This is a genomic window from Candidatus Rokuibacteriota bacterium, assembly GCA_016209385.1.
Classification (GTDB): domain Bacteria; phylum Methylomirabilota; class Methylomirabilia; order Rokubacteriales; family CSP1-6; genus JACQWB01.
Genome location: JACQWB010000074.1, coordinates 1 through 17,534, shown reverse-complemented (window position 1 = coordinate 17,534; position 17,534 = coordinate 1). Strand labels below are relative to the sequence as shown.

The 17,534-nt window shown below is 68.8% G+C and carries 20 protein-coding genes; 4 read left to right on the top strand and 16 right to left on the bottom strand.

Translation table 11 applies throughout. From position 1 onward, the window contains the following. Nucleotides 1-145: hypothetical protein (locus HY726_05360; protein MBI4608419.1), on the top strand; the 145-nt coding region annotated here is incomplete at its 5' end. A 357-nt stretch (nt 146-502) separates the two neighbouring features. Continuing rightward, nucleotides 503-949, top strand: coding sequence for a nitroreductase family deazaflavin-dependent oxidoreductase (locus tag HY726_05355; GenBank protein ID MBI4608418.1), 447 nt, complete (start codon nt 503-505; stop codon nt 947-949). A gap of 198 nt (nt 950-1,147) precedes the next feature. Here HY726_05355 and HY726_05350 read toward each other — a convergent pair whose 3' ends face one another. From HY726_05350 to HY726_05275, 16 genes are all read right to left on the bottom strand, one after another. Further along, nucleotides 1,148-2,662, bottom strand: a complete 1,515-nt coding sequence (locus HY726_05350; GenBank protein MBI4608417.1) for an amidohydrolase family protein — start codon at nt 2,660-2,662, stop codon at nt 1,148-1,150. Beyond that, the gene (locus HY726_05345) at nt 2,659-4,185 is read right to left on the bottom strand and encodes a tripartite tricarboxylate transporter permease (GenBank protein ID MBI4608416.1); all 1,527 of its coding nucleotides are present in this window, start codon (nt 4,183-4,185) and stop codon (nt 2,659-2,661) included. Before HY726_05345 ends, HY726_05350 begins: the two co-directional genes overlap by 4 nt. Beyond that, nucleotides 4,185-4,664: a tripartite tricarboxylate transporter TctB family protein gene (locus tag HY726_05340; GenBank protein ID MBI4608415.1), complete on the bottom strand. Its 480-nt coding sequence runs from the start codon at nt 4,662-4,664 to the stop codon at nt 4,185-4,187. Before HY726_05340 ends, HY726_05345 begins: the two co-directional genes overlap by 1 nt. A gap of 17 nt (nt 4,665-4,681) precedes the next feature. Beyond that, nucleotides 4,682-5,659: a tripartite tricarboxylate transporter substrate binding protein gene (locus tag HY726_05335; protein ID MBI4608414.1), complete on the bottom strand. Its 978-nt coding sequence runs from the start codon at nt 5,657-5,659 to the stop codon at nt 4,682-4,684. A gap of 109 nt (nt 5,660-5,768) precedes the next feature. Then, complete coding sequence (locus HY726_05330; GenBank protein MBI4608413.1) at nt 5,769-7,157, bottom strand: amidohydrolase; 1,389 nt, start codon at nt 7,155-7,157, stop codon at nt 5,769-5,771. 260 nt (nt 7,158-7,417) lie between these two features. Beyond that, the gene (locus HY726_05325) at nt 7,418-8,740 is read right to left on the bottom strand and encodes a M20/M25/M40 family metallo-hydrolase (GenBank protein MBI4608412.1); all 1,323 of its coding nucleotides are present in this window, start codon (nt 8,738-8,740) and stop codon (nt 7,418-7,420) included. A gap of 49 nt (nt 8,741-8,789) precedes the next feature. Then, nucleotides 8,790-10,298, bottom strand: a complete 1,509-nt coding sequence (locus HY726_05320) for an amidohydrolase (protein ID MBI4608411.1) — start codon at nt 10,296-10,298, stop codon at nt 8,790-8,792. Nucleotides 10,299-10,302: 4 nt separating this feature from the next. Beyond that, nucleotides 10,303-11,127 carry a carbohydrate ABC transporter permease gene (locus HY726_05315; protein ID MBI4608410.1) on the bottom strand — a complete coding sequence of 275 codons (825 nt, stop codon included), beginning with the start codon at nt 11,125-11,127 and terminating at the stop codon, nt 10,303-10,305. Between the two features lie 29 nt (nt 11,128-11,156). After that, nucleotides 11,157-12,098, bottom strand: coding sequence for a sugar ABC transporter permease (locus tag HY726_05310; protein ID MBI4608409.1), 942 nt, complete (start codon nt 12,096-12,098; stop codon nt 11,157-11,159). Between the two features lie 34 nt (nt 12,099-12,132). Continuing rightward, nucleotides 12,133-13,398 carry an extracellular solute-binding protein gene (locus HY726_05305; GenBank protein MBI4608408.1) on the bottom strand — a complete coding sequence of 422 codons (1,266 nt, stop codon included), beginning with the start codon at nt 13,396-13,398 and terminating at the stop codon, nt 12,133-12,135. Nucleotides 13,399-13,440: 42 nt separating this feature from the next. Next, nucleotides 13,441-13,644 carry a hypothetical protein gene (locus HY726_05300; protein MBI4608407.1) on the bottom strand — a complete coding sequence of 68 codons (204 nt, stop codon included), beginning with the start codon at nt 13,642-13,644 and terminating at the stop codon, nt 13,441-13,443. Further along, complete coding sequence (locus HY726_05295; protein ID MBI4608406.1) at nt 13,641-14,000, bottom strand: hypothetical protein; 360 nt, start codon at nt 13,998-14,000, stop codon at nt 13,641-13,643. The genes HY726_05300 and HY726_05295 overlap by 4 nt, the downstream gene beginning before the upstream one ends. Next, nucleotides 13,955-14,308 (bottom strand): hypothetical protein, encoded by a 354-nt coding sequence (locus tag HY726_05290; protein MBI4608405.1) that lies wholly within the window; start codon nt 14,306-14,308, stop codon nt 13,955-13,957. The genes HY726_05295 and HY726_05290 overlap by 46 nt, the downstream gene beginning before the upstream one ends. 79 nt (nt 14,309-14,387) lie before the next feature. After that, on the bottom strand, nt 14,388-14,690 hold the full coding sequence (locus HY726_05285) for a hypothetical protein (GenBank protein ID MBI4608404.1): 303 nt from the start codon (nt 14,688-14,690) through the stop codon (nt 14,388-14,390). Beyond that, nucleotides 14,647-14,835, bottom strand: coding sequence for a hypothetical protein (locus HY726_05280; GenBank protein MBI4608403.1), 189 nt, complete (start codon nt 14,833-14,835; stop codon nt 14,647-14,649). Before HY726_05280 ends, HY726_05285 begins: the two co-directional genes overlap by 44 nt. A gap of 383 nt (nt 14,836-15,218) precedes the next feature. Beyond that, complete coding sequence (locus HY726_05275) at nt 15,219-15,758, bottom strand: Lrp/AsnC family transcriptional regulator (protein ID MBI4608402.1); 540 nt, start codon at nt 15,756-15,758, stop codon at nt 15,219-15,221. Between the two features lie 248 nt (nt 15,759-16,006). Here HY726_05275 and HY726_05270 point away from each other — a divergent pair, with 248 nt between their 5' ends. Continuing rightward, nucleotides 16,007-17,311 carry an HlyD family secretion protein gene (locus HY726_05270; GenBank protein MBI4608401.1) on the top strand — a complete coding sequence of 435 codons (1,305 nt, stop codon included), beginning with the start codon at nt 16,007-16,009 and terminating at the stop codon, nt 17,309-17,311. Then, the coding region (locus tag HY726_05265; protein ID MBI4608400.1) for an EmrB/QacA family drug resistance transporter at nt 17,308-17,534 on the top strand (227 nt) is incomplete at its 3' end. The genes HY726_05270 and HY726_05265, both read left to right, overlap by 4 nt.

Sequence of the window (17,534 nt, the reverse complement as noted above, 5' to 3'; positions counted from 1 at the left end):
GGAGCGCAAGAAGAACCTGACCCTCCGGATGGAACCCTCCAGAGTCAGGGAGATCAAGGCGGTCGCCCGGGAGCTCGGGGTCCCCTACCAGACTCTGATGCGGATGTGGATCGTTGAGCGGCTCCGCCGGGAGAAGGCCGGGTAGCTCGAAGGGGGACGGAGTCAGACAGCCTGATCGATCGCAACGTGCGCCTGACGTGGCGGGCTAGCTCCGGATGGCTCGTCCCCTTCGGCCCTTCGCCGTGCGAGCCCTGGCCTTTCGGACGCGCCGCCCGCGGCTCATCGTCTCGGGCAGGGGGAACGTCATTGTGCGCTTCACGACCTCGAGGACGCTCGAGGTCGAAGTCCGGACGATGAATCCCCGAGAGCCGACGCATCGGCTTCTTGGTCTTCGTGAGCCGCTCGTGCTCGGGCTTGCCCTCGACGTGGTCAGCGTTACGCTAATCATCGTCATCGGCCGAGCGGGCCGTCAGTGGCTCGTGGCAGGCCAGGTATCGGGCAAATGGCGTGGACCTACCGGCTGAGTGGCTGGCGGCGGACCGTCAACTGGCTGGTTCGGGGTCTGCTCGCCGTCGGCTTCGGGCCCCCGCGGACGTATCTCCTGACCGTGCCAGGCCGGAGGAGTGGCCGCATGCGCTCGACCCCCGTGACGCTGGTCGAGGAGAGCGGCCAGCGCTGGCTCGTGGCGCCCTACGGGGAGGTCGGCTGGGTGCGGAACGCGCGGGCGGCCGGGTGGGTGGTCTTGAGCCGTGGGCGGCGGTCGGAGCGAGTGAGGGTCGTGGAGCTCGGGGCGAAGGACGGCGCCCCAGTGCTGTGGACCTACCTCAAGCAGGTGCCGGTGACACGACCCTTCTTCGACGTCAGACCCACCTCGCCCCTCGAAGCGTTCGAAGCCGAAGCGCCGCGCCATCCGGTGTTTCAGATCACCGACGAGCGTAGCCGACCCTAGAGGCCCTTTCTCAGCCGGGCCCGCCCCGGGCCGAACCTGCGCCAGCGGCTGGCGGGCCTCCCCCTCCCGGCGTCAGGCGCCCTTCCAGGACCATGGCCCGACTCCACAGATCGGGGTCGAAGCCCAGTGCCCAGCTGCCCGTGGCCGGAAAGTGCAGGGCGCGCCTCGGCCTCTGATCTCGCGCCCCAGTCGGGTGAGTCAGAACCGCGCCGGGTAGGTGTCCGCGGGGATCGGCTGGGACAGGCAGCGGCGGTAGATCCGCTCGTAGACCGGTCGGATCTGGTCGACCAGGCCGTCGCACCGCGCGATGTCAGGCACGAGCTTCCCGTGGACCTCGCGGGCGGCGGCCAGGAGGCCTGCCTCGTCCACTGTGGTGATCCGTCCGCCGCGCATGACGACCCGACCGTCGATCACCACGGTGTCGATGGACTGGCCCCGCTCACCGCACACGAGTTGGCGCAGGGGGTCGTTGAGTGGCGTGAAGCCCACGCCGTCGAGGCGGTAGCAGACCAGGTCGGCGCGCTGGCCGGGGACGACGCGCCCGAGGTCCTCGAAGCCGAGCGCCCGGGCGCCGTTCACGGTCCCCATCGCCCACGCCTCGCGCGCGCCCACCCAGCCACGCATCTCGCCACGCAGCGTGTGGAGCATCGCCGCAGCGCCGACCACATGGAGCATCCCCGAGGACGTGCAGGAACCGCAGCCGTCGCTGCCCAGGCTCACGTTGACACCGCCGTCAATGAGGGCCCGGACAGGAGCGAGCCCGCTGGCCAGACGTAGGTTGCTCACGGGGTTGTGCTGGACGGTTGCGCCGGCGCTCGCCAGGCGCGAGATGTCGTCGGGCCTGAGCCATACGCCGTGGATCAGCGAAAGCAGGGGGCCGAGGACACCGAGGTCGTCCAGGTGGGCGATCATGGTCTTCCTGTAGAAGCGCTGGCCCGTGACGGCCTGAAGGCGCGTCTCGTGGACGTGGATGATGGTCGGCATGCGCTCCTGGCGCGCGAGCCCGAGGAGGTCCACCAGGAACTGGTCGGTGCAGCGCTGCGGCGCGGAGGGCGCCACGATGAAGCCGACCCGGTGCCGGTGGGGGTGGCGGCGCTTGATGAGGTCGGCGGCGAGCTCGACCAGGCGCTTTGGGTCGGGCGCGGGCGCCGCCGAGAGCTCGGCCAGCAGCGCCGCGGGCAGCTCCTCCTCGATGTAGGGCACCGCGCGGAAAAATGGCCGGTCGAAGAGGCTCACGCTCACAAGCGCCCGGAGGCCCAGATCCTCGTAGGCGCGGAACACCGCCTCGATATGATCGTCTCTCAAGTGCGGGAACTGGTTGACGTCGTCCACGACCGTCGTGGCCCCACCCCGGAGCGCCTCGATGGCCGTCACCATCGTCCGGAGGTATACCGCCTCGGCGTCGAGCGGCGGCGTGGGGAAGGGAGGCCGGACGTAGTGCATCCAGACCTCGAGTGGCAGGTTCTCGTAGCGCCCCTTGTGGAAGGTCTCGTGGGAGTGGGTGTGGCCGTTGACGAGCCCGGCCACCACCAGCATCCCCCGCACGTCGAGGGTGTCGGGCCCGGTGAGGTTCACCGGCGCGTGAGGGACGATGGCCTCGATCCGGCCGTCGCGGATCCGGACGTCGACCGGCTCGCTCGCCGTGTGGGTGCCGTCCTCGTGCTCGACGACGAGGCGGCCGCCGGCGAGCGTCAGTGCCGCCGGGGCGCTCATCCGCCGGCGCCCCCGCGAACCGCCGCAGCCTCGGGCGCGCGCCGGGCCCGCATGGCCGTGCGGAAGTAGAGGGCGACGCTGACCGCGGTGAGGAGCATGAAGAGGGCCGCGATGGGCCGAGTGAAGAAGATGAGAGGGTTCCCGTGCGCCATCAGGAGCGACTGCGTCAGTGCCTGCTCGAGCATCGGCGAGAGGATGAACGCCAGGACCATGGGCGGCACCTCGAAGCCGCCCATGCGCATGACATAGCCCACGACGCCGAACACGAGCGTGATACCCACGTCGAAGAGGCTCGAGTTGATGGCGTAGGAGCCGGCCAGGCACAGCATGGTGACGACGGGGTAGAGCACGGCGCGCGGCACCTGGAGGACCTTCACCCACCACCGGATCGTCAGCTTGGCCACGGCGAACATCGCGAACGTGGCCAGGAACAGCGCGATGTAGATGCCGTAGATGTCCACGATGCGCTCACGGAACAGGAGCGGCCCGGGCCGCATGCCCTGGGCGATGAAGGCGCCGAGCATGACCGCCGTGACCACATCGCCCGGGATGCCGAACGTGAGCAACGGCACCAGGGAGGCGCCGCACTCGCCGTTGTTGGCGACCTCGGGCGCGATGACGCCCTCGACCTCGCCCTTGCCGAACCGCTCGGGATGCCTAGAGGCTCGCTTGGCCATGCCGTAGGCCAGCCAGGACGAGGTCTCGGCGCCGACGCCGGGCAGGACCCCGATGCCCACGCCCACCAGGGCGGAGCGGATGACCGTGCGCCAGTATTTGCCGAGGATCTCGCGGAACGTCACCCGATTCTCGGCTGGGTCCTCCCTGACGCCGAGCACCTTGAGCCCGCCCATGCGCCGCGAGATCTGCACGAAGATCTCGCCGAGGCCGAAGAGCCCGATCACGAACGGGATGTAGCTCACGCCGCCCTGGAGCTCGCCGATGCCGAAGGTGAGCCGCGAGGCCCCCGAGACGGGATCAATGCCGACCAGGGCTACCAGTACGCCGAGCGAGGCCGAGACCAGGCATTTGGCCAGCGAGCGGCCGGCCAGACTCGCGATCACGGTCATGGAGAAGAGGATCAGCGCAAAGAACTCGGGGGGGCCGAATCTCAGCGCGACCAGGGCGAGCGGTCCGGCAGCCAGGACCAGCGTGACGTTGCTGAACATGTCGCCGACGGTCGAGGCGTAGATCGACGCCTGGAGTGCCTTGCCCGCGCGGCCCTGCTGGGCCATCGGGTAGCCGTCCATCAGCGTCGCCGCGTTGGAGGCCGTGCCCGGCGTCCCGATGAGGATCGCCGAGATCGAGCCCCCGTAGGTGCCGCCCTTGTAGAGGCCGAGCAGGAAGGGGATGCCCACCAGGGGCGGCATGAAGAAGGTGAGCGGCGAGAAGATGGCCATGGCCATTGTGACCGTCAGGCCGGGCAGCGCGCCCACGACCATCCCGAGGACGTTGCCGACGACGATCATGAGGAGCGCGTCCCAGCGGAAGACGACCGCCGCCGCCTGCTGGAGTTGCTCGAGCATCAGTCCAGGAGACCCTCAGGCAGGAGGATCTTCATCCCCCACCGGAACCCGTAGTACACGACGATGGGAGTGAGGACAGCCACGGGGACGAGGACGGGCCAGCGGCGGAAGCCGAGGAAGACGATGAGCGCGGCGAGCGTGACAGGCGTGAGCAGCAGATAGCCGACCGTGTCCAGGAGCGCGAGGTAGAGGACGAGGATCAGGGCGGCCCCGGCCACCCGCACTGCCGCCTCGCGCCCGAAGGTGAAGCCCTCGCCGGCCCGGAGCGTCTGGGCCCGCGTGCGACCGCGGAGGAAGATGAGCGCGCCCAGCAGCCCCAGCACCACCGCGATGAAGCGCGGGAAGAAGAGCGGCGACGCCGCCAGGCCGCCGACCGCGCCCCCCACCTGGAACCGCGGGGTCACGATCTGGGCGGGGAGCACGAAGACATAAAGTATCAGGGCGGCCGCAACCAGCCCGGCGCCGAGCCAGCGGTCCATGCCCCCACCCTGCGCCGTCAGCGCGCGATCTGCTCGATCACCGCCTTCAGCGCCACCTGGTCAGCCGCCCACTGCTTGGCCAGGTCTTCGGCCGAGAGGTAGTCGACCTGCTGGCCCATGCGGCTCATCAGCGTCTTGAACGAGGTGTCGTCGGCGATCTTCTTGACGGCGTCGCGGAGCTTGGCGAGCACGGGCTCGGGTGTCCCCTTCGGCGCGAACACGGCGAGCCAGAGCCGGGCCTCTAGGTCGAAGCCCTGCTCCCTGAGGGTCGGCGTGTCGGGGAAGGCCGGCCAGCGCTTCGGCCCGCCCACCCCCAGGGCGCGGAGCTTGCCGGCCTGGATGTGCGGGAAGACCACTGGCGGGTAGAGCCCGTTGGCGTCGACGTGGCCGCCCAACAGCGAGGCCAGCGCCGGCCCGCCGCCCGTCGAGGGCACGTGCGTGAATTTGGCCCTGTACTTCACCCCCATCGCCTCGAACATGAGGTGCTCGGGCGAGAAGGTGACGGCGCTGTGCTTGATCTTGCCTGGGTTGGCCTTGGCGTCCTCGATGAACTCCCTGGCTGTCTTCCAGGGCGCCTCGGTGCGGACGCTCAGCACCGCAGGCAGCGAGACGAGCTGGCCGATCGGTACGAAGTCGGCCGGGTTGTAGGCGACCTTTTGGACCTGGGGCAGGATGATGTGCGTGGCCGGGTCGCCGATGAAGAGCGTGTAGCCATCCGGCCGGGACTTGGCCGCTGCCTCGGCGCCGACCGCGCCGCCGCCGCCCGAGCGGATGACGACGATCATCGGCTGCCCGAGGTACTGCTCGGCCACGCTGACGAAGGCGCGCGAGGTGAGGTCGGTGGCCCCTCCCGCCGGGTACGGGATGATCACCCGCACGGGCTTCGTCGGGAAGTCCTGCGCCACCGCGCGCGCCGGTAGCGGAACGATGCCTAGCGGGGCGATGAAAGCTAGCATCACGGCGCTGCTGACGATACGCCTCACGCTGATGACCATGAGTGGCTCCTCCTTCTCATGACGGACAACAAAAAGCGTGAACCGGACGCGGGACGACAGGAGCATAGCGCCCGAGGGATGGCACGTCAAGCCGGTGGCGGGCGGCTCGTCACAGGATCGACCAGCGGCTCGGCACCTCGACGCCGCTCCGGGCCAGCACGCGCTCGGCCAGGGCGGCGCAGCGGTCCAGCACCTCGCCCTCGTCGACGGTGAGGACCCGGCGCTCGTCCATGACGAGCCGCCCGTGAACGTAGGCGGTCTCGACGGAGTCGCCGCTGGCCGAGTAGACCAGGTTCTGCACCGGGCTGTAGTTCGGGCACCACTCGGGTCGCCGCATGGCGAGAATGATGATATCGGCCCTCTTGCCGGGCTCGAGGGAGCCGATCTCACGCTCCATGCCGATGGCCCGGGCGCCGTTGATGGTCGCCATCTCGATGGCCGTCTCGGCGCACATGACGCCCGTGTCGTTCCGGTAGTCCTTGGGGAGCACGGCTGCCAGGTACATCGTGCGGATCATGTCGGCGTAGTTCGAGCAGTCGGAGGCGTCGGAGCCCAGCGCGACGTTGACGCCGTGCTCCAGCATCTCCGGGAAGCGCCCCCGGGACGAGAGCTGGTAGTTGAGCTTCACGGCGGTCGACGGGCAGTGGACGACGTTGGCGCGCGTCTCGGCAAGCATCCGGATCTCCCGGTCCGTGACGTGGGTCATGTGAACGAGGACGACGTTGGGGCCGAGGACGCCGAGGCGGTAGAGGTTCTCGACCGGGCGGAAACCCGTCCGCAGGCGCGTGTCGGTGACCTCCTCGGTCATGGCGGCCAGGTGCAGGTTGAGCACCGTCCCGTACTCGTCGGCCATCTTCTTGGACTCGACGTACAGGCGGTTCGTGCACCGGCCCAGCCCCACGATGTCGACGCAGGCTTTGATGCGCCCCCCGTCGTAGCCGTCGCGGCAGGTCTTGAGGAACTTCTCGTTCTCCCTGAGGCAGGTCTCCGTGTCCTCCATGAGCATGGCGTGGTCGAGGATCGCCTGGTCGAACGAGCGGCGCCCCATGAGGCCGCGCATGCCGATGCGGCTCACGCCCTCGATCACCGCGGCCGGGTGGTAGGAGCCGGCCTCGAGGAACGTGGTGGTCCCGCACTTGAGGGCCTCCAGCAGCACCACCAGGCCCCCGTAGATTTCGTCCTCGGCGGTGAGGACCGTGGCGATCTTGCCGTGGACGTAGTTGGACCAGAGCCACCCGTCCAACTCCTCAGGGGCAAGCCCCCGGTGCATCGTATGGTAGAAGTGGATGTGGGCGTTGACAAGGCCGGGCATCACGAGCTTGCCCTCGCAGTCCCGCACCTGGCGCGCCTCGAACTGCTTCTCGAGGTCCGCGCGCTTGCCGACCGCCACGATCTCCGAGCCCTTCACCGCCACGGCGCCGTCCCGGTAGATCCGCCGCTGAGGATCGACCGTGATCACCGTCCCACCGCCTAGAAGCAGATCTACCGTTCGCAACATTCGCCCGCCTCCTGGTTCACGCCTCCCGCCCAGTTCCCTCGCTCCTCGTGAGACCGAACCTCCCGGCAGCCTATCCTTGCAGGCAACGTCGGAACCGTGTCCGTCCCGCTGGCTCGGCGCCACGGGCCAAGCCTAACTGGCGAGGTGATGTTAGTCCCGCGCTCGACTGAGGGTCAAGGGCCACCAGATGGACGAGACGTGCGCGGCGGTACAGCCGGACTGAGTGGCGGCTGGGCAGCGCGCAGCCCGGCTGCGGCGCGCTACGGGATGACGGTGCCGCTCGGCCGTCCGGCGCGCAGCCCGGCGCGCGAGCGCATCGCGAGATCGAGCGCGGTCAGGACGAAAACCTGTGTGCCCTTGACGAGATCGGTCACGCTCACCTGCTCGCCTTCGCGGGGGTAGTATCCCGAGCCTCCGGACCTCGCGCGGCCCTGCGGGCCGTAGCAGATCGCCGGGATGCCGGCGCGGGTGAGGGCCGCCGTGTCGGCATGCCAGCCGTCCCAGGTCACCTCCGCGTCCACGCCGTGGATCTCACGGTGCGCCGCGCGGAGGCTCTGCACCACGGGCTCGTCGGGCGAGACCTCGGCACCGAGTGCGGTCTGGATGATCTGGAGCTCGGTCCCCAGTTCCGGGTCCCGGGTCCGGAGCTCGGCGAGGACGCGCTTGAGCTCCTCGACGACGTCAGCATGGGACTGACCCGGCATCGTATCGACTTCCACATAGAGCCGGCAGATCGGGGCGAGCTTGGTCGGACGGAACGGCAGGCCGCCCTCGATGGCGATGATGGACACGTTGGTCGCCTCCGCGCCCTTGTAGCGTGTGGCGGCCACGTACTTGGGCGCCCACTCCTTGATCGCCGCGATGACGGGGAGCATCTTCTCGATCGCATCGACGGCCGGCCTGGGGCGGATCGTCTCACCGCCGCGCCGGTACGTGGCCCCCGGGTTGCCGCGCGTCGCGATCTCGGCGTAGACGTAGCCGCCGGACACGACCGAGATCCGATTGGCCGTGGGCTCGGGAATGATCGCCATGTCCGCGGTGATGCCGTTCGTGACCATGAACCGGGCCCCGACCCCGCAGCCCCGGTAGCGACGGCCCTGGAAGCGGCTCACCTGCGCGTGGCTTGTCTCGCCGACCACGCCCGCGAGCATCACGTCGCCCCGGAGGCGCGCCCGGGCGCGGGCAAGCGCCTCGACGGCTACGACTGCACTCGCCAGACCGCTCTTCATGTTGTAGGCCCCCATCCCGTAGATCCAGTCGCCGTCGACGGAGGCCCTGGGCTGATAGGCTGGCCCGAGGTCACGGATTCCCTCCTCGTCACCGCCGAAGGTCGTATCGAGATGGCCGCAGTACATCACCGTCGGTCCGCCGCCCGTGCCCTCGAGCACGCCGAAGACGTTGAAGCGCTCGGGCTCCACCTCCTGGAGCCAGGTGCGGAGCCCGGCGGCGCGGAAGCGGTCGGCCAGGTACTCCGCGACCGCGCGCTCGCCACCCATCGGGCTCGGAATATTGATCAGGTCGACGGTGAGGTCGCGGAGGGCCTTGTCGTCGACCTGCGCCAGTACGTCTTCCCGCAGTCCCATAGAATGCTCCTCTCTGTGTGCGCCGCGCGGCTCGAAGCCGCTGTGTCCGCTATGGCTCTCCCCACAGGACGCGCGGCGGCACGGACACCGGCTCCCGGGTGGCGCGCCGGTAGATTTCCGCGAAGTGGGGCTCCAGCTCCTTCGAGCGGCGCCAGCCGGCCTCGCCCGCCACCCGGGCCCGCTCGGCGGCCTCGCGGATGGCCGTGAGCAGCTTCGGCTCGTCGACGGTCCGGATCGTCCCCTCCTCCATGACGATCCGACCGCCCACCACGACGGTGCGGACCGAGGCGCCACGCTCCGCGTAGACGACCTGGCGCACGAGATCGTGCCGGGGGGCGAAGGGGACGGCGGTGAGGTCCAGCAGCACGAGATCGGCCAGGCGACCCGGCTCGATGGTCCCGAGGTCGCGATCGAGCCCCAGGGCAGCGAGGCCGCCTCGGGTCGCCATCCGGAGCACCTCGCTCGCGGTGAGCCACTCCTCGTATCGGGGCGAGGTGATCTTGGAGGTGAGGGCCGCCAGCCGCATCTCCTCGAACAGGTTCTGGCAGTCGTTACTCCCCATGCCATCGGTCCCGAGGCCGACCGGAACCCTCGCCTGAAGCATGGCACGGACGGGCGCGATCCCGCTTCCGAGCTTCAGGTTGCTCGACGGGTTGTGCCAGACGGTCGAGCCACCCGCGGCGATCCGGCTGATGTCCTCGGCATCCACCCAGACCGCGTGGACCAGCGCCGTGTTCTGGCAAAGGAGCCCGAGCTGGTCGAGGTACGCGACCGCCGACTTTCCGTAGAAGAGGTGGTCCGTCACGACCTGCAACCGGGTCTCGAGGACGTGGATCACGAGCGGCGCGCCCGAATCCCGCTGGAGATCGCGCAGTGCCTCGAGCAGCTCGCGGCTACACCGCTGGGGGGCCGATGGGGAGAGCGCGAGGCGCACCCGCCCGGGCCCGCTCCACCGCTCGAGGCAGCGTCGTGCGAAGCTTACGAGCTCGCCAATCGACGGCCGTGGGCGTTCCATGAACTCCCGCTGGAGCTCTGCGGGAAACACCTCGCGCGCCCAGGGGAGCGTGCGGTGGTACGGTTGGTCGACCGTCGTGGCCGTGACCACGGCGCGCAGGCCCGCGTCCTCGTACGCCCGCATCACCACTTCGACGGCGCCGAGGTCGGTCGCCGGTACGTGGACCACATCGTCCACCGCGAGCGTCACGCCGCTGCGCACCATCTCGAGGCAGCCGAGCATCGTCCGCAGGTACACGTCCTCGGGCGTGCGCGTCGCCGCCTGAAACGGCGGTCGGGCGTAGATCATCCACACGTTGTGGGGCAGGTTGTCGACCCGACCGCGGTTGAAGTTCTCGTGGGAGTGGAGATGGCAGTTGACCAGCCCCGGGAGCACCAGCCGGTTCCGGGCGTCCAGGAGCCGATCGGCCTGGACCTCGGCCGGCGGTTCCCCCTCCCCCACGTGCGCGATGCGCTCCCCGTCCAGGAGGACATAGCCGCGCGGGATGAGCCGGTCTTGCGCATCCAGCGTGAGGAGGGTCCCGTCCCGGATGAGGAGCCGCACCGTGTCAGCCTTTGAGCGCGCCCGCTGTCATCCCTGCCGCGAAGTGCCCGCTGACCGTTGAGTAGATGAGGGCAATGGGGATGGAGCCGAGGACGGCGGCGGCCATCAGCTTGCCCCAGAAGAGCACGTCGCCGGTGGCGAGCTGGCCGACGACGCCGACCGGGACCGTCTTGTAGGCGGGCGCCTGGACGAACGTCAGCGCGTAGATGAACTCATTCCAGGAGAACGTGAACGCGAAGATCGCGGCCGACAGGATCCCCGGCGTCGCCAGCGGCAGGACGATCCGCACGAAGGCGCCCGACCGGGTGCAGCCGTCGGTCATGGCGCACTCCTCGAGTTCCCGGGGAATCGACTTGAAGTAGCCCATCAGGTACCAGCTGCAGAACGGCACCAGGAACGTCGGGTACGTCACGATCAGCGCGAACGGCGTGTTGTAGAGCCCGAGCCATCGGACGACGTAGGCGAGTGGCAGGAACAGGAGCGTCGTCGGCACCAGATACGCCGCGAAGATGATCGTCCCCAGCGTCGTCGCGCCCCGGAAGCGGAGGCGCGCCAGGCTGTATCCCGCGAGGGCACCGATGACGAGCGAGAGCAGCGTCGCCGCCGTGGCGACCATCAGGCTGTTCTTCACCCACGTCACGAAGGGGAGCCGCGTGAAGAGCTCACGGTAGTGCTCCAAAGTGGCGCTCTTGACCCAGAGGGGCGGCTGCCGCACGTCGTAGAGCTCGGCGTCCGGCTTGAGCGATGTCGCGATCATCCACCAGAACGGGAACAGAGTGAACAGCATGAGCAGGAGCAGGGGAATCCAGAGCAGGACCGCTCGTTTCATGCCTGCCGGCCGTCGGGAGCGCGTCATGGCTAGACCTGGTACCGACGCAGGAAGTGGAGCTGGAGGAAGATGACGACGAGCAGGAGCGGGAACATGAATGACGAGACCGCGAGGCCCTCGCCCACCTTGCCGCCGAAGATGGCGGTCTGGTAGGCCAGCGTCGCCAGGAGGTGGGTGCTGTTGGCCGGCCCGCCGCGAGTCACGATGTACACGATCGTGAAGTCGCTGAAGGTCCAGATGACGGAGAAGAGCGTGGCCACCGCCATGATGGGCTTGAGCCCCGGCAGCGTGACGTGCCAGAAGCGGCCCCCGGCACCGGCGCCGTCCGCCTCGGCCGCCTCGTAGAGGTCGCCCGGGATCGACTGCATCCCCGCGAGGAACGAGACCGCGAAGAACGAGACTCCGCGCCAGACGTTGACCAAGATCACGGCGACCATCGCCAGCACCGAGTCGCTGAGGAACGGGATGGGCTCGCGCCGGAGGCCGAGGTCCATCGCCAGCCGGCTGATGACCCCGAAGATGTCGTCGTAGATCCAGAGCCAGGCGAGCGCGCTGAGCGAGGTGGGTACGATCCACGGCAGGAGGAAGACCCCGCGCGCGAGGTTGCGCCCTCGGAACGCCTGATCGAGCACGAGCGCGGCGGCCATCCCGATCACGAGCTTGATCGCCACCGAGCAGGCCGTGAAGACCACCGTGTTCCGGAGCGTCTTCTGGAAGATCGGCCCGGAGAGGAGGTAGACGAAGTTGTCGAGGCCGACGAAGACGCCGGCGGCGCCCGCGGTCCGGCTCGTGAGGCTCCAGTAGAGGGCGAGCAGGAATGGGTAGGCGATCAGCGTGCCGAGCAGGAGGAGGGCGGGCGTGACCCAGAGGTAGCCGAGCACCGCGTCGCGCCCGAGGAACCGCCGCGAGACATCCATACGGTCGAGCGTGGCCGCCCGCGCGAGCGAAAACGCCGTGCCCCGCCGCTCCACCCCCCCGGTCCTGCCCGCGCGCGTCGGCTCGGGACTACCGCTGACCGTAGATCCGCCGCATCTCGGCCACGGCCTGGTCGATCGCCTGCGGGATCGGCATCCCCTTGACCACGTTCTGCGCCATGTCGACCAGCACGAACTTCGCGTGCACTTCGGCCGACTCCCGGGTCGGCGGTCCCGGCCAGCCGGGGAGGCGCCCGTACTGAATGACCTCAGGCACGAGGCGGAGCTTCGGTTCGCGGCTCCGCTCGAGCCTCATCACGCCCAGGAGTGCGCTTCCGCCCGCCCCTTCCGTCTTCTCCAGCCAGCGCGCGATCTGCGGGCCGTCGGTGACGTAGCGGACGAGATCCTTGGCGAGCGCCTGATGCTTCGAGTACTGGAAGACCGCGAGCGAGGTCGGCCAAAACGGAATCGCCCGGCCGGCTGGGCCGCGCGGAATCGCCGCGTGGTTGATGTGCGGGAAGATGGCCGGCGCCTGGCGCTTGGCCGCGTACCAAATGGTCCCCGCGTTGATCGTCATCCCGAGCTGGCCGCCGAGGAACGCGCGGTTGTTGGAGGCGTTGTCCCACCCCACCACGCCGGGCGGCCACACCTCGTCGTAGGCCCGCTTGACGAACTCAAGGGCCTTCACGGTCTCGGGCGACTTGAGGGCGATGGTCTTGCCGTCCTTCTCGACCTCCTTGGCGCCGTGGGCCCAGAGGATCGAGTAGACGGTCGTGATGCAGTCCACAGGGCAGTGGCCGAGGGCCTCGCCCCACGGCACGCCCTTGGCCTTGAGCTTCTTGCCGGCGCGGAGCGCATCCTCCCAGGTGTCGGGCACCGGCTCACCGATCTCCTTGAGGACGTCCTCCCGGTACGTCAGCACCTGCGGCGTCGCATACAGCGGCACGGCCCGCCAGCGCCCCCGGACCATCGCCGCGTCCTTGGCGATCTGGGCGATGGGCCCGTAGCTCGCCTCCAGCGCGGCGACCATGTCGGTGACGTCCACCAGCCTGTCGGCGTAAAGATGGGCGTGCAGGCTCGCGATCTGGATGATGTCCGGTCCTGCCCCGGCCTCGGCCGCGGTGGTGAACTTCGGGACCAGGTCGCCCTCGGAAACGAACTCGACCTCCGCCACGACACCCTTCTGCTTGGCCCATTCGGCCACCATCTCCTTGAACAGGTCGTTGGCCGGCGGGATAAACCACGCGCTGACGGTAATGCCGATCCGCGGCTGCTGGGCCGCGCCGGGCGCCGCGAGGGCCACGATGGCCAGCAACAGGACCACGATCGGTACGCTTCGCACCCAGAGCGTTCGCATGACTGTCCCCCTCCGTGGCCGATTCCCTGCCAGGTCAGTTACTCACACCCGCGCGAACTCATGGAGGAACGTGACCACAAATTTCTCGTACAGCCGTAGCCCCTCGACAGTGAAGTACTCGTTGGCCATGTGCTCACGGCCCATCCGCCCCAGGCCGCAGCCGATGGCCGGCAGGTTGAGCGGCGGGTCGCTGAAGACCGCCATCGGGATGCCCGCATAGTAGATCGGCCAGCAGACGGTCTTCACCCCGTGGAACTCCGCCGCCCGGATTGCCGCCTGCGCGATGTCGGCCCGAAGGGAGGTCTTGGAGGGGTTGTAGCAGCCCTGAATCTTGATCTCAACCTCGGGAACTCCGTGGCGATCGAAATGCTTCCTGAGCTTCGCCAGGATCTCGTCCCGGGCTTTCCGCGTTTGAACTTGTAGATCCCCAGCTCCCGCCTGGCCTGCTCTTCGTCGAAGGTGGCCTTGAGCTGCTCGAGGAGCTGCCGGTCCTCGGCGTCCGGGGGGCGCACGTTGTCGTAGAACCCCTCCACGAGGATGTTACCGTCCTGGTCCTTCAGCGTGGCCAGGGCCTGCGCGAGACGCCACGCCGGCGAGTCCACCCAGAGGTCTTGCGAGGCGAAGAGGGACCGCTTGGCAGGCCCCCCCATTCGCCGCCACGAATCTCGAGCTCGCCGAAGGCGATGCCGCGGTTGCCGAGATAGAGAACCTGATCCCCCTTGGCGTTCTGGGACGGGTTCAAGTAGTAGGCCGCGTCGGCCTGCTTGAGCTCGTCGAGAAAGCGCTGGCGAAACGGCCCGACGAAGTTCATGCTCCCGAGCTCTTCTTCGCCGTCAAAGGCGAAGATGATGTTGACCGGGACATCGCAACGGACAGCGAGCATCGACCGGAGAGCATTGACGAAGCCCATGACAGGCCCCTTTTGATTGCGGGCGCCTCGGGCGACGATGCAAGACCGCCACCTGAGTGCGGATGCCGATCTTCTGGAGCTAGCCAGCGATGGCCTCGGCCACCTCCTTGTCCTTGAGGTAACGGCCGCTGGGTGTGTTTAAGGTGAGCGAGAGCCCCTGGGCGTACCCGGCTTCGGCGAGGAGACGCCTGGCACGCTCCGGATCGTACGGGTAGGCCTTGACCTCTGGGTCGTAGCCCAACATGACCGGGGTCAGCGGGCCTCCGATCGCAAAGCCGTTACCCTCCAGGACGCTCTTGATGAGCGCCTCCTTGTCGACGCCGTAGTTGATGGCTTGCCTAACCCGGCGATCCTTCAGCGGGCCCTCTTTGCATGTGGGGATCCAGCGTGCTCGGGTCGCCTCCCTGGGCGATGACGATCTGCCCTTCGGGGGCGGCGTGCGCCGGAAGCACGGCGACCGGAGCGAGCAGCGCCGTGAGGACCAGCAAGCTCGTTAGATGAGCGCCGTGACAGGTTCCCTGTCTCATTGGGCTCCTCCGCGTGGGTGGTGTCAGAGCACCCCTCCCAAGGTGTGGCGCAGGAAGTGTACTGACTGATAAAAAGCCTGTCAAGGCGATGTCCTGGTTCAGGGCCGTGAAACTGTCAACGCAAGCAGATGCGTGGCTTAGCCTCACGCCAGCACCGGCTCCGGTACGGGCAGTCCTGGCAGTGCCAGCCGCAAGAGATAAAGCACCGAGCGCTGCGGGATGAGATGGGCCGCGATGGCGCGCCAGGCTCAGAATAGATTAGAAGTCCCATGCTCTGTCCGGCTGAGCTACAGGCGCGCGCCTGTAGTGTCGCACGGTTACCAGACGCTCGACAACCGCCGGGACCCCTGATGTGCCCGAAAACGTGCGCCTGACTTGGCGGGCTAGCTCCGGATGGCTCGGCCCCCTCGGCCCTTCGCCGTGCGAGCCCTGGCCTTTCGGACGCGCCGCTCGCGGCTCATCGTGTCGGGCAGGGGGAACGTCATCGTGCGCTTCACGACCTCGAGGACACTCGAGGTCGAAGTCCGCACGATGCCCGGAATGCCCGAGAGACGCCGCGTGATGAAGTCGAGCAGCTCGTCGTTGGATCGAAACACCGCCGCCGCCAGCACGTCGTAGCCTCCCGTCGTGATCCCGACGAAGTAAACCTCCGGTGCCGCCGCCAGCCGCTGCGCCACGGGGCGAATTTTTCTCAGCTCCGCCTGGACCTCGATGATCGCCCAAATCTGATACCCCAGCTGGAGGGGGTTCGTCAGGGCGGCGAATTCGACGATCCCGCGCCGGACCAGGCGGTTGAGGCGGTGGCGGACCGTGGACTCCGGGATACCGAGTTGGCCGGCGATGCTGGCCGCCGAGCGCCGCGCATCGCGGTGCAGGCAATGGATGATGCCCACGTCAACGGGGGCGAGCCTGATCGTGTCCATGCGCTAGACTTTGGCTGAATTCGCAATAATTCTAAAACATTTTTGCTGTAACAGCAAAAATCATTGACTTTTCTGGCTGACTATGGCAACTATCAACCATTGCCTCGCGGGCCAGCGAAGGACGCACCTCGCGCTAAACCGCGCCCCCTCTCGCCGGGAGCCCGAGGGCGGACCTCCGTCCTCGGACGCCGCGTGAACGCCTTAGACCGGTCCGGTGGCGCCTCTCAAGGAGGGCAGGGACAGAGGCGATGACACCCGAAGCTGAACTTTCCCAGCCCGTACCCCGGCGGGCGCGGCCGTCCGCCTGGCGCCGCCTCGCCTCGGGCGTGGCGGTGCTGGTCCTCGCTTCGGGGGTCGGCTACGGAGCCTGGCTCTGGCAGTACTGGCAGACGCACGTCTCCACGGACGACGCGTTCGTCGAGGCTCGGATCGCCCCCGTCAGTGCCAAGGTCCGCGGAATCGTGCGCGAGGTACTCGTGGCGGATAACGCGGCGGTGCGAGCGGGGGACGTCCTCGTTCGGCTGGATCCGCCAGACTACGAGGTCCAGGTCGAGCAGGCGCGCGCCGCGGTGCTCATCGCGGAGGGCGAAGAAAAGAAGGCCCGCGCAGGTGTTCGGCTGACCGACGAATCCACGGACAGCCTTGTCCGGCAGGCGGAGGCGGCGCTCCAGGCCTCCCATCTGGAGGTGGAGGTGGGGGCGAGCGCCCTGGAAGAGCGGCGCGGGGGGCTGCGAGCGCGGCAAGCGACAGTAGCCGCCGCAGGGGCCGCGGTGGCCGGCGCGAGCGCGGGCTTCGAAAAGGCGCGGCTCGACCGGGAGCGGATGGAGAAGCTCGCGCGCGAGGGTCTCGTCGCGCAGCAGGAATTCGACCACGCCGATGCCGCGTTCAAGTCGGCGCAGGCGACGCTGGAGTCCACCCGGAAGCAGCTCGAGCAGGCCGAGGCGGAGGCCCACCGCGCCGAGGCGGAGGTCCGGAGCCAGCTGGCGGCCGTGGAGCGGGCGCGCCAGCTCGTGGAGGAGCGGCGGGCGCACCTCGCCAACGCGCGAAGTCGGCGCCGCGAGGTCGCGCTTCAGCACGCCGAGGCGGAGGCCGCCCGGGGCCGGCTCGCCCGGGCGCGGGCCGGCCTCCACGAGGCCGAGCTGCGCCTCGCGGACACGGTGATCCGGGCGCCGGCCGACGGCCGGGTGACGAAGAAGACGGTGGAGGTGGGCCAGGTCGTTCAGCCCGGGCAGCTCTTGATGGCGATCGTCAGCCGCGAGGACGTCTGGATCATCGCCAACTACAAGGAGACCCAGCTCACCCACGTGAGACCCGACCAGCCGGCCACGGTCACCGTCGATAGCTACCCGGGGCTCGTGTTGAAGGCGCGCGTGGACTCCATCCAGACCGGGACCGGCACGCGTTTCTCCCTCCTCCCGCCGGAGAACGCCTCAGGCAACTTCGTCAAGGTCGTCCAGCGGATCCCGGTCAAGCTCGTGCTGGAGCCGGCCCAGACCGACGGGCGCCTCCTGGTGCCCGGGATGTCCGCCGTCCCTACGATCAAGATCCGGTGAGGCCGGAGGCCGGCTCGGCCAACAAGTGGATCGTCGCCACCGCGGCGATGTTCGCCACGTCCCTGGAGATCCTCGACGTGTCGATCGCCAACGTGGCCCTCAACCACATCCGCGGCTCGCTCTCTGCGGGCGTGGACGAGGTGACCTGGATCCTCACCGCCTACCTGATCGCGAACGCGATCGTCATCCCCATCACCGGATGGCTGATGGACGTGCTCGGACG

Coding starts and splice junctions, on each gene's coding strand:
- HY726_05355 (MBI4608418.1), top strand. CDS start 503: ATGGCGTGGACCTACCGGCTGAGTGGCTGGCGGCGGACCGTCAACTGG.
- HY726_05350 (MBI4608417.1), bottom strand. CDS start 2,662: ATGAGCGCCCCGGCGGCACTGACGCTCGCCGGCGGCCGCCTCGTCGTC.
- HY726_05345 (MBI4608416.1), bottom strand. CDS start 4,185: ATGCTCGAGCAACTCCAGCAGGCGGCGGCGGTCGTCTTCCGCTGGGAC.
- HY726_05340 (MBI4608415.1), bottom strand. CDS start 4,664: ATGGACCGCTGGCTCGGCGCCGGGCTGGTTGCGGCCGCCCTGATACTT.
- HY726_05335 (MBI4608414.1), bottom strand. CDS start 5,659: ATGGTCATCAGCGTGAGGCGTATCGTCAGCAGCGCCGTGATGCTAGCT.
- HY726_05330 (MBI4608413.1), bottom strand. CDS start 7,157: ATGTTGCGAACGGTAGATCTGCTTCTAGGCGGTGGGACGGTGATCACG.
- HY726_05325 (MBI4608412.1), bottom strand. CDS start 8,740: ATGGGACTGCGGGAAGACGTACTGGCGCAGGTCGACGACAAGGCCCTC.
- HY726_05315 (MBI4608410.1), bottom strand. CDS start 11,127: ATGAAACGAGCGGTCCTGCTCTGGATTCCCCTGCTCCTGCTCATGCTG.
- HY726_05305 (MBI4608408.1), bottom strand. CDS start 13,398: ATGCGAACGCTCTGGGTGCGAAGCGTACCGATCGTGGTCCTGTTGCTG.
- HY726_05290 (MBI4608405.1), bottom strand. CDS start 14,308: ATGGGCTTCGTCAATGCTCTCCGGTCGATGCTCGCTGTCCGTTGCGAT.
- HY726_05280 (MBI4608403.1), bottom strand. CDS start 14,835: ATGAGACAGGGAACCTGTCACGGCGCTCATCTAACGAGCTTGCTGGTC.
- HY726_05275 (MBI4608402.1), bottom strand. CDS start 15,758: ATGGACACGATCAGGCTCGCCCCCGTTGACGTGGGCATCATCCATTGC.
- HY726_05270 (MBI4608401.1), top strand. CDS start 16,007: ATGACACCCGAAGCTGAACTTTCCCAGCCCGTACCCCGGCGGGCGCGG.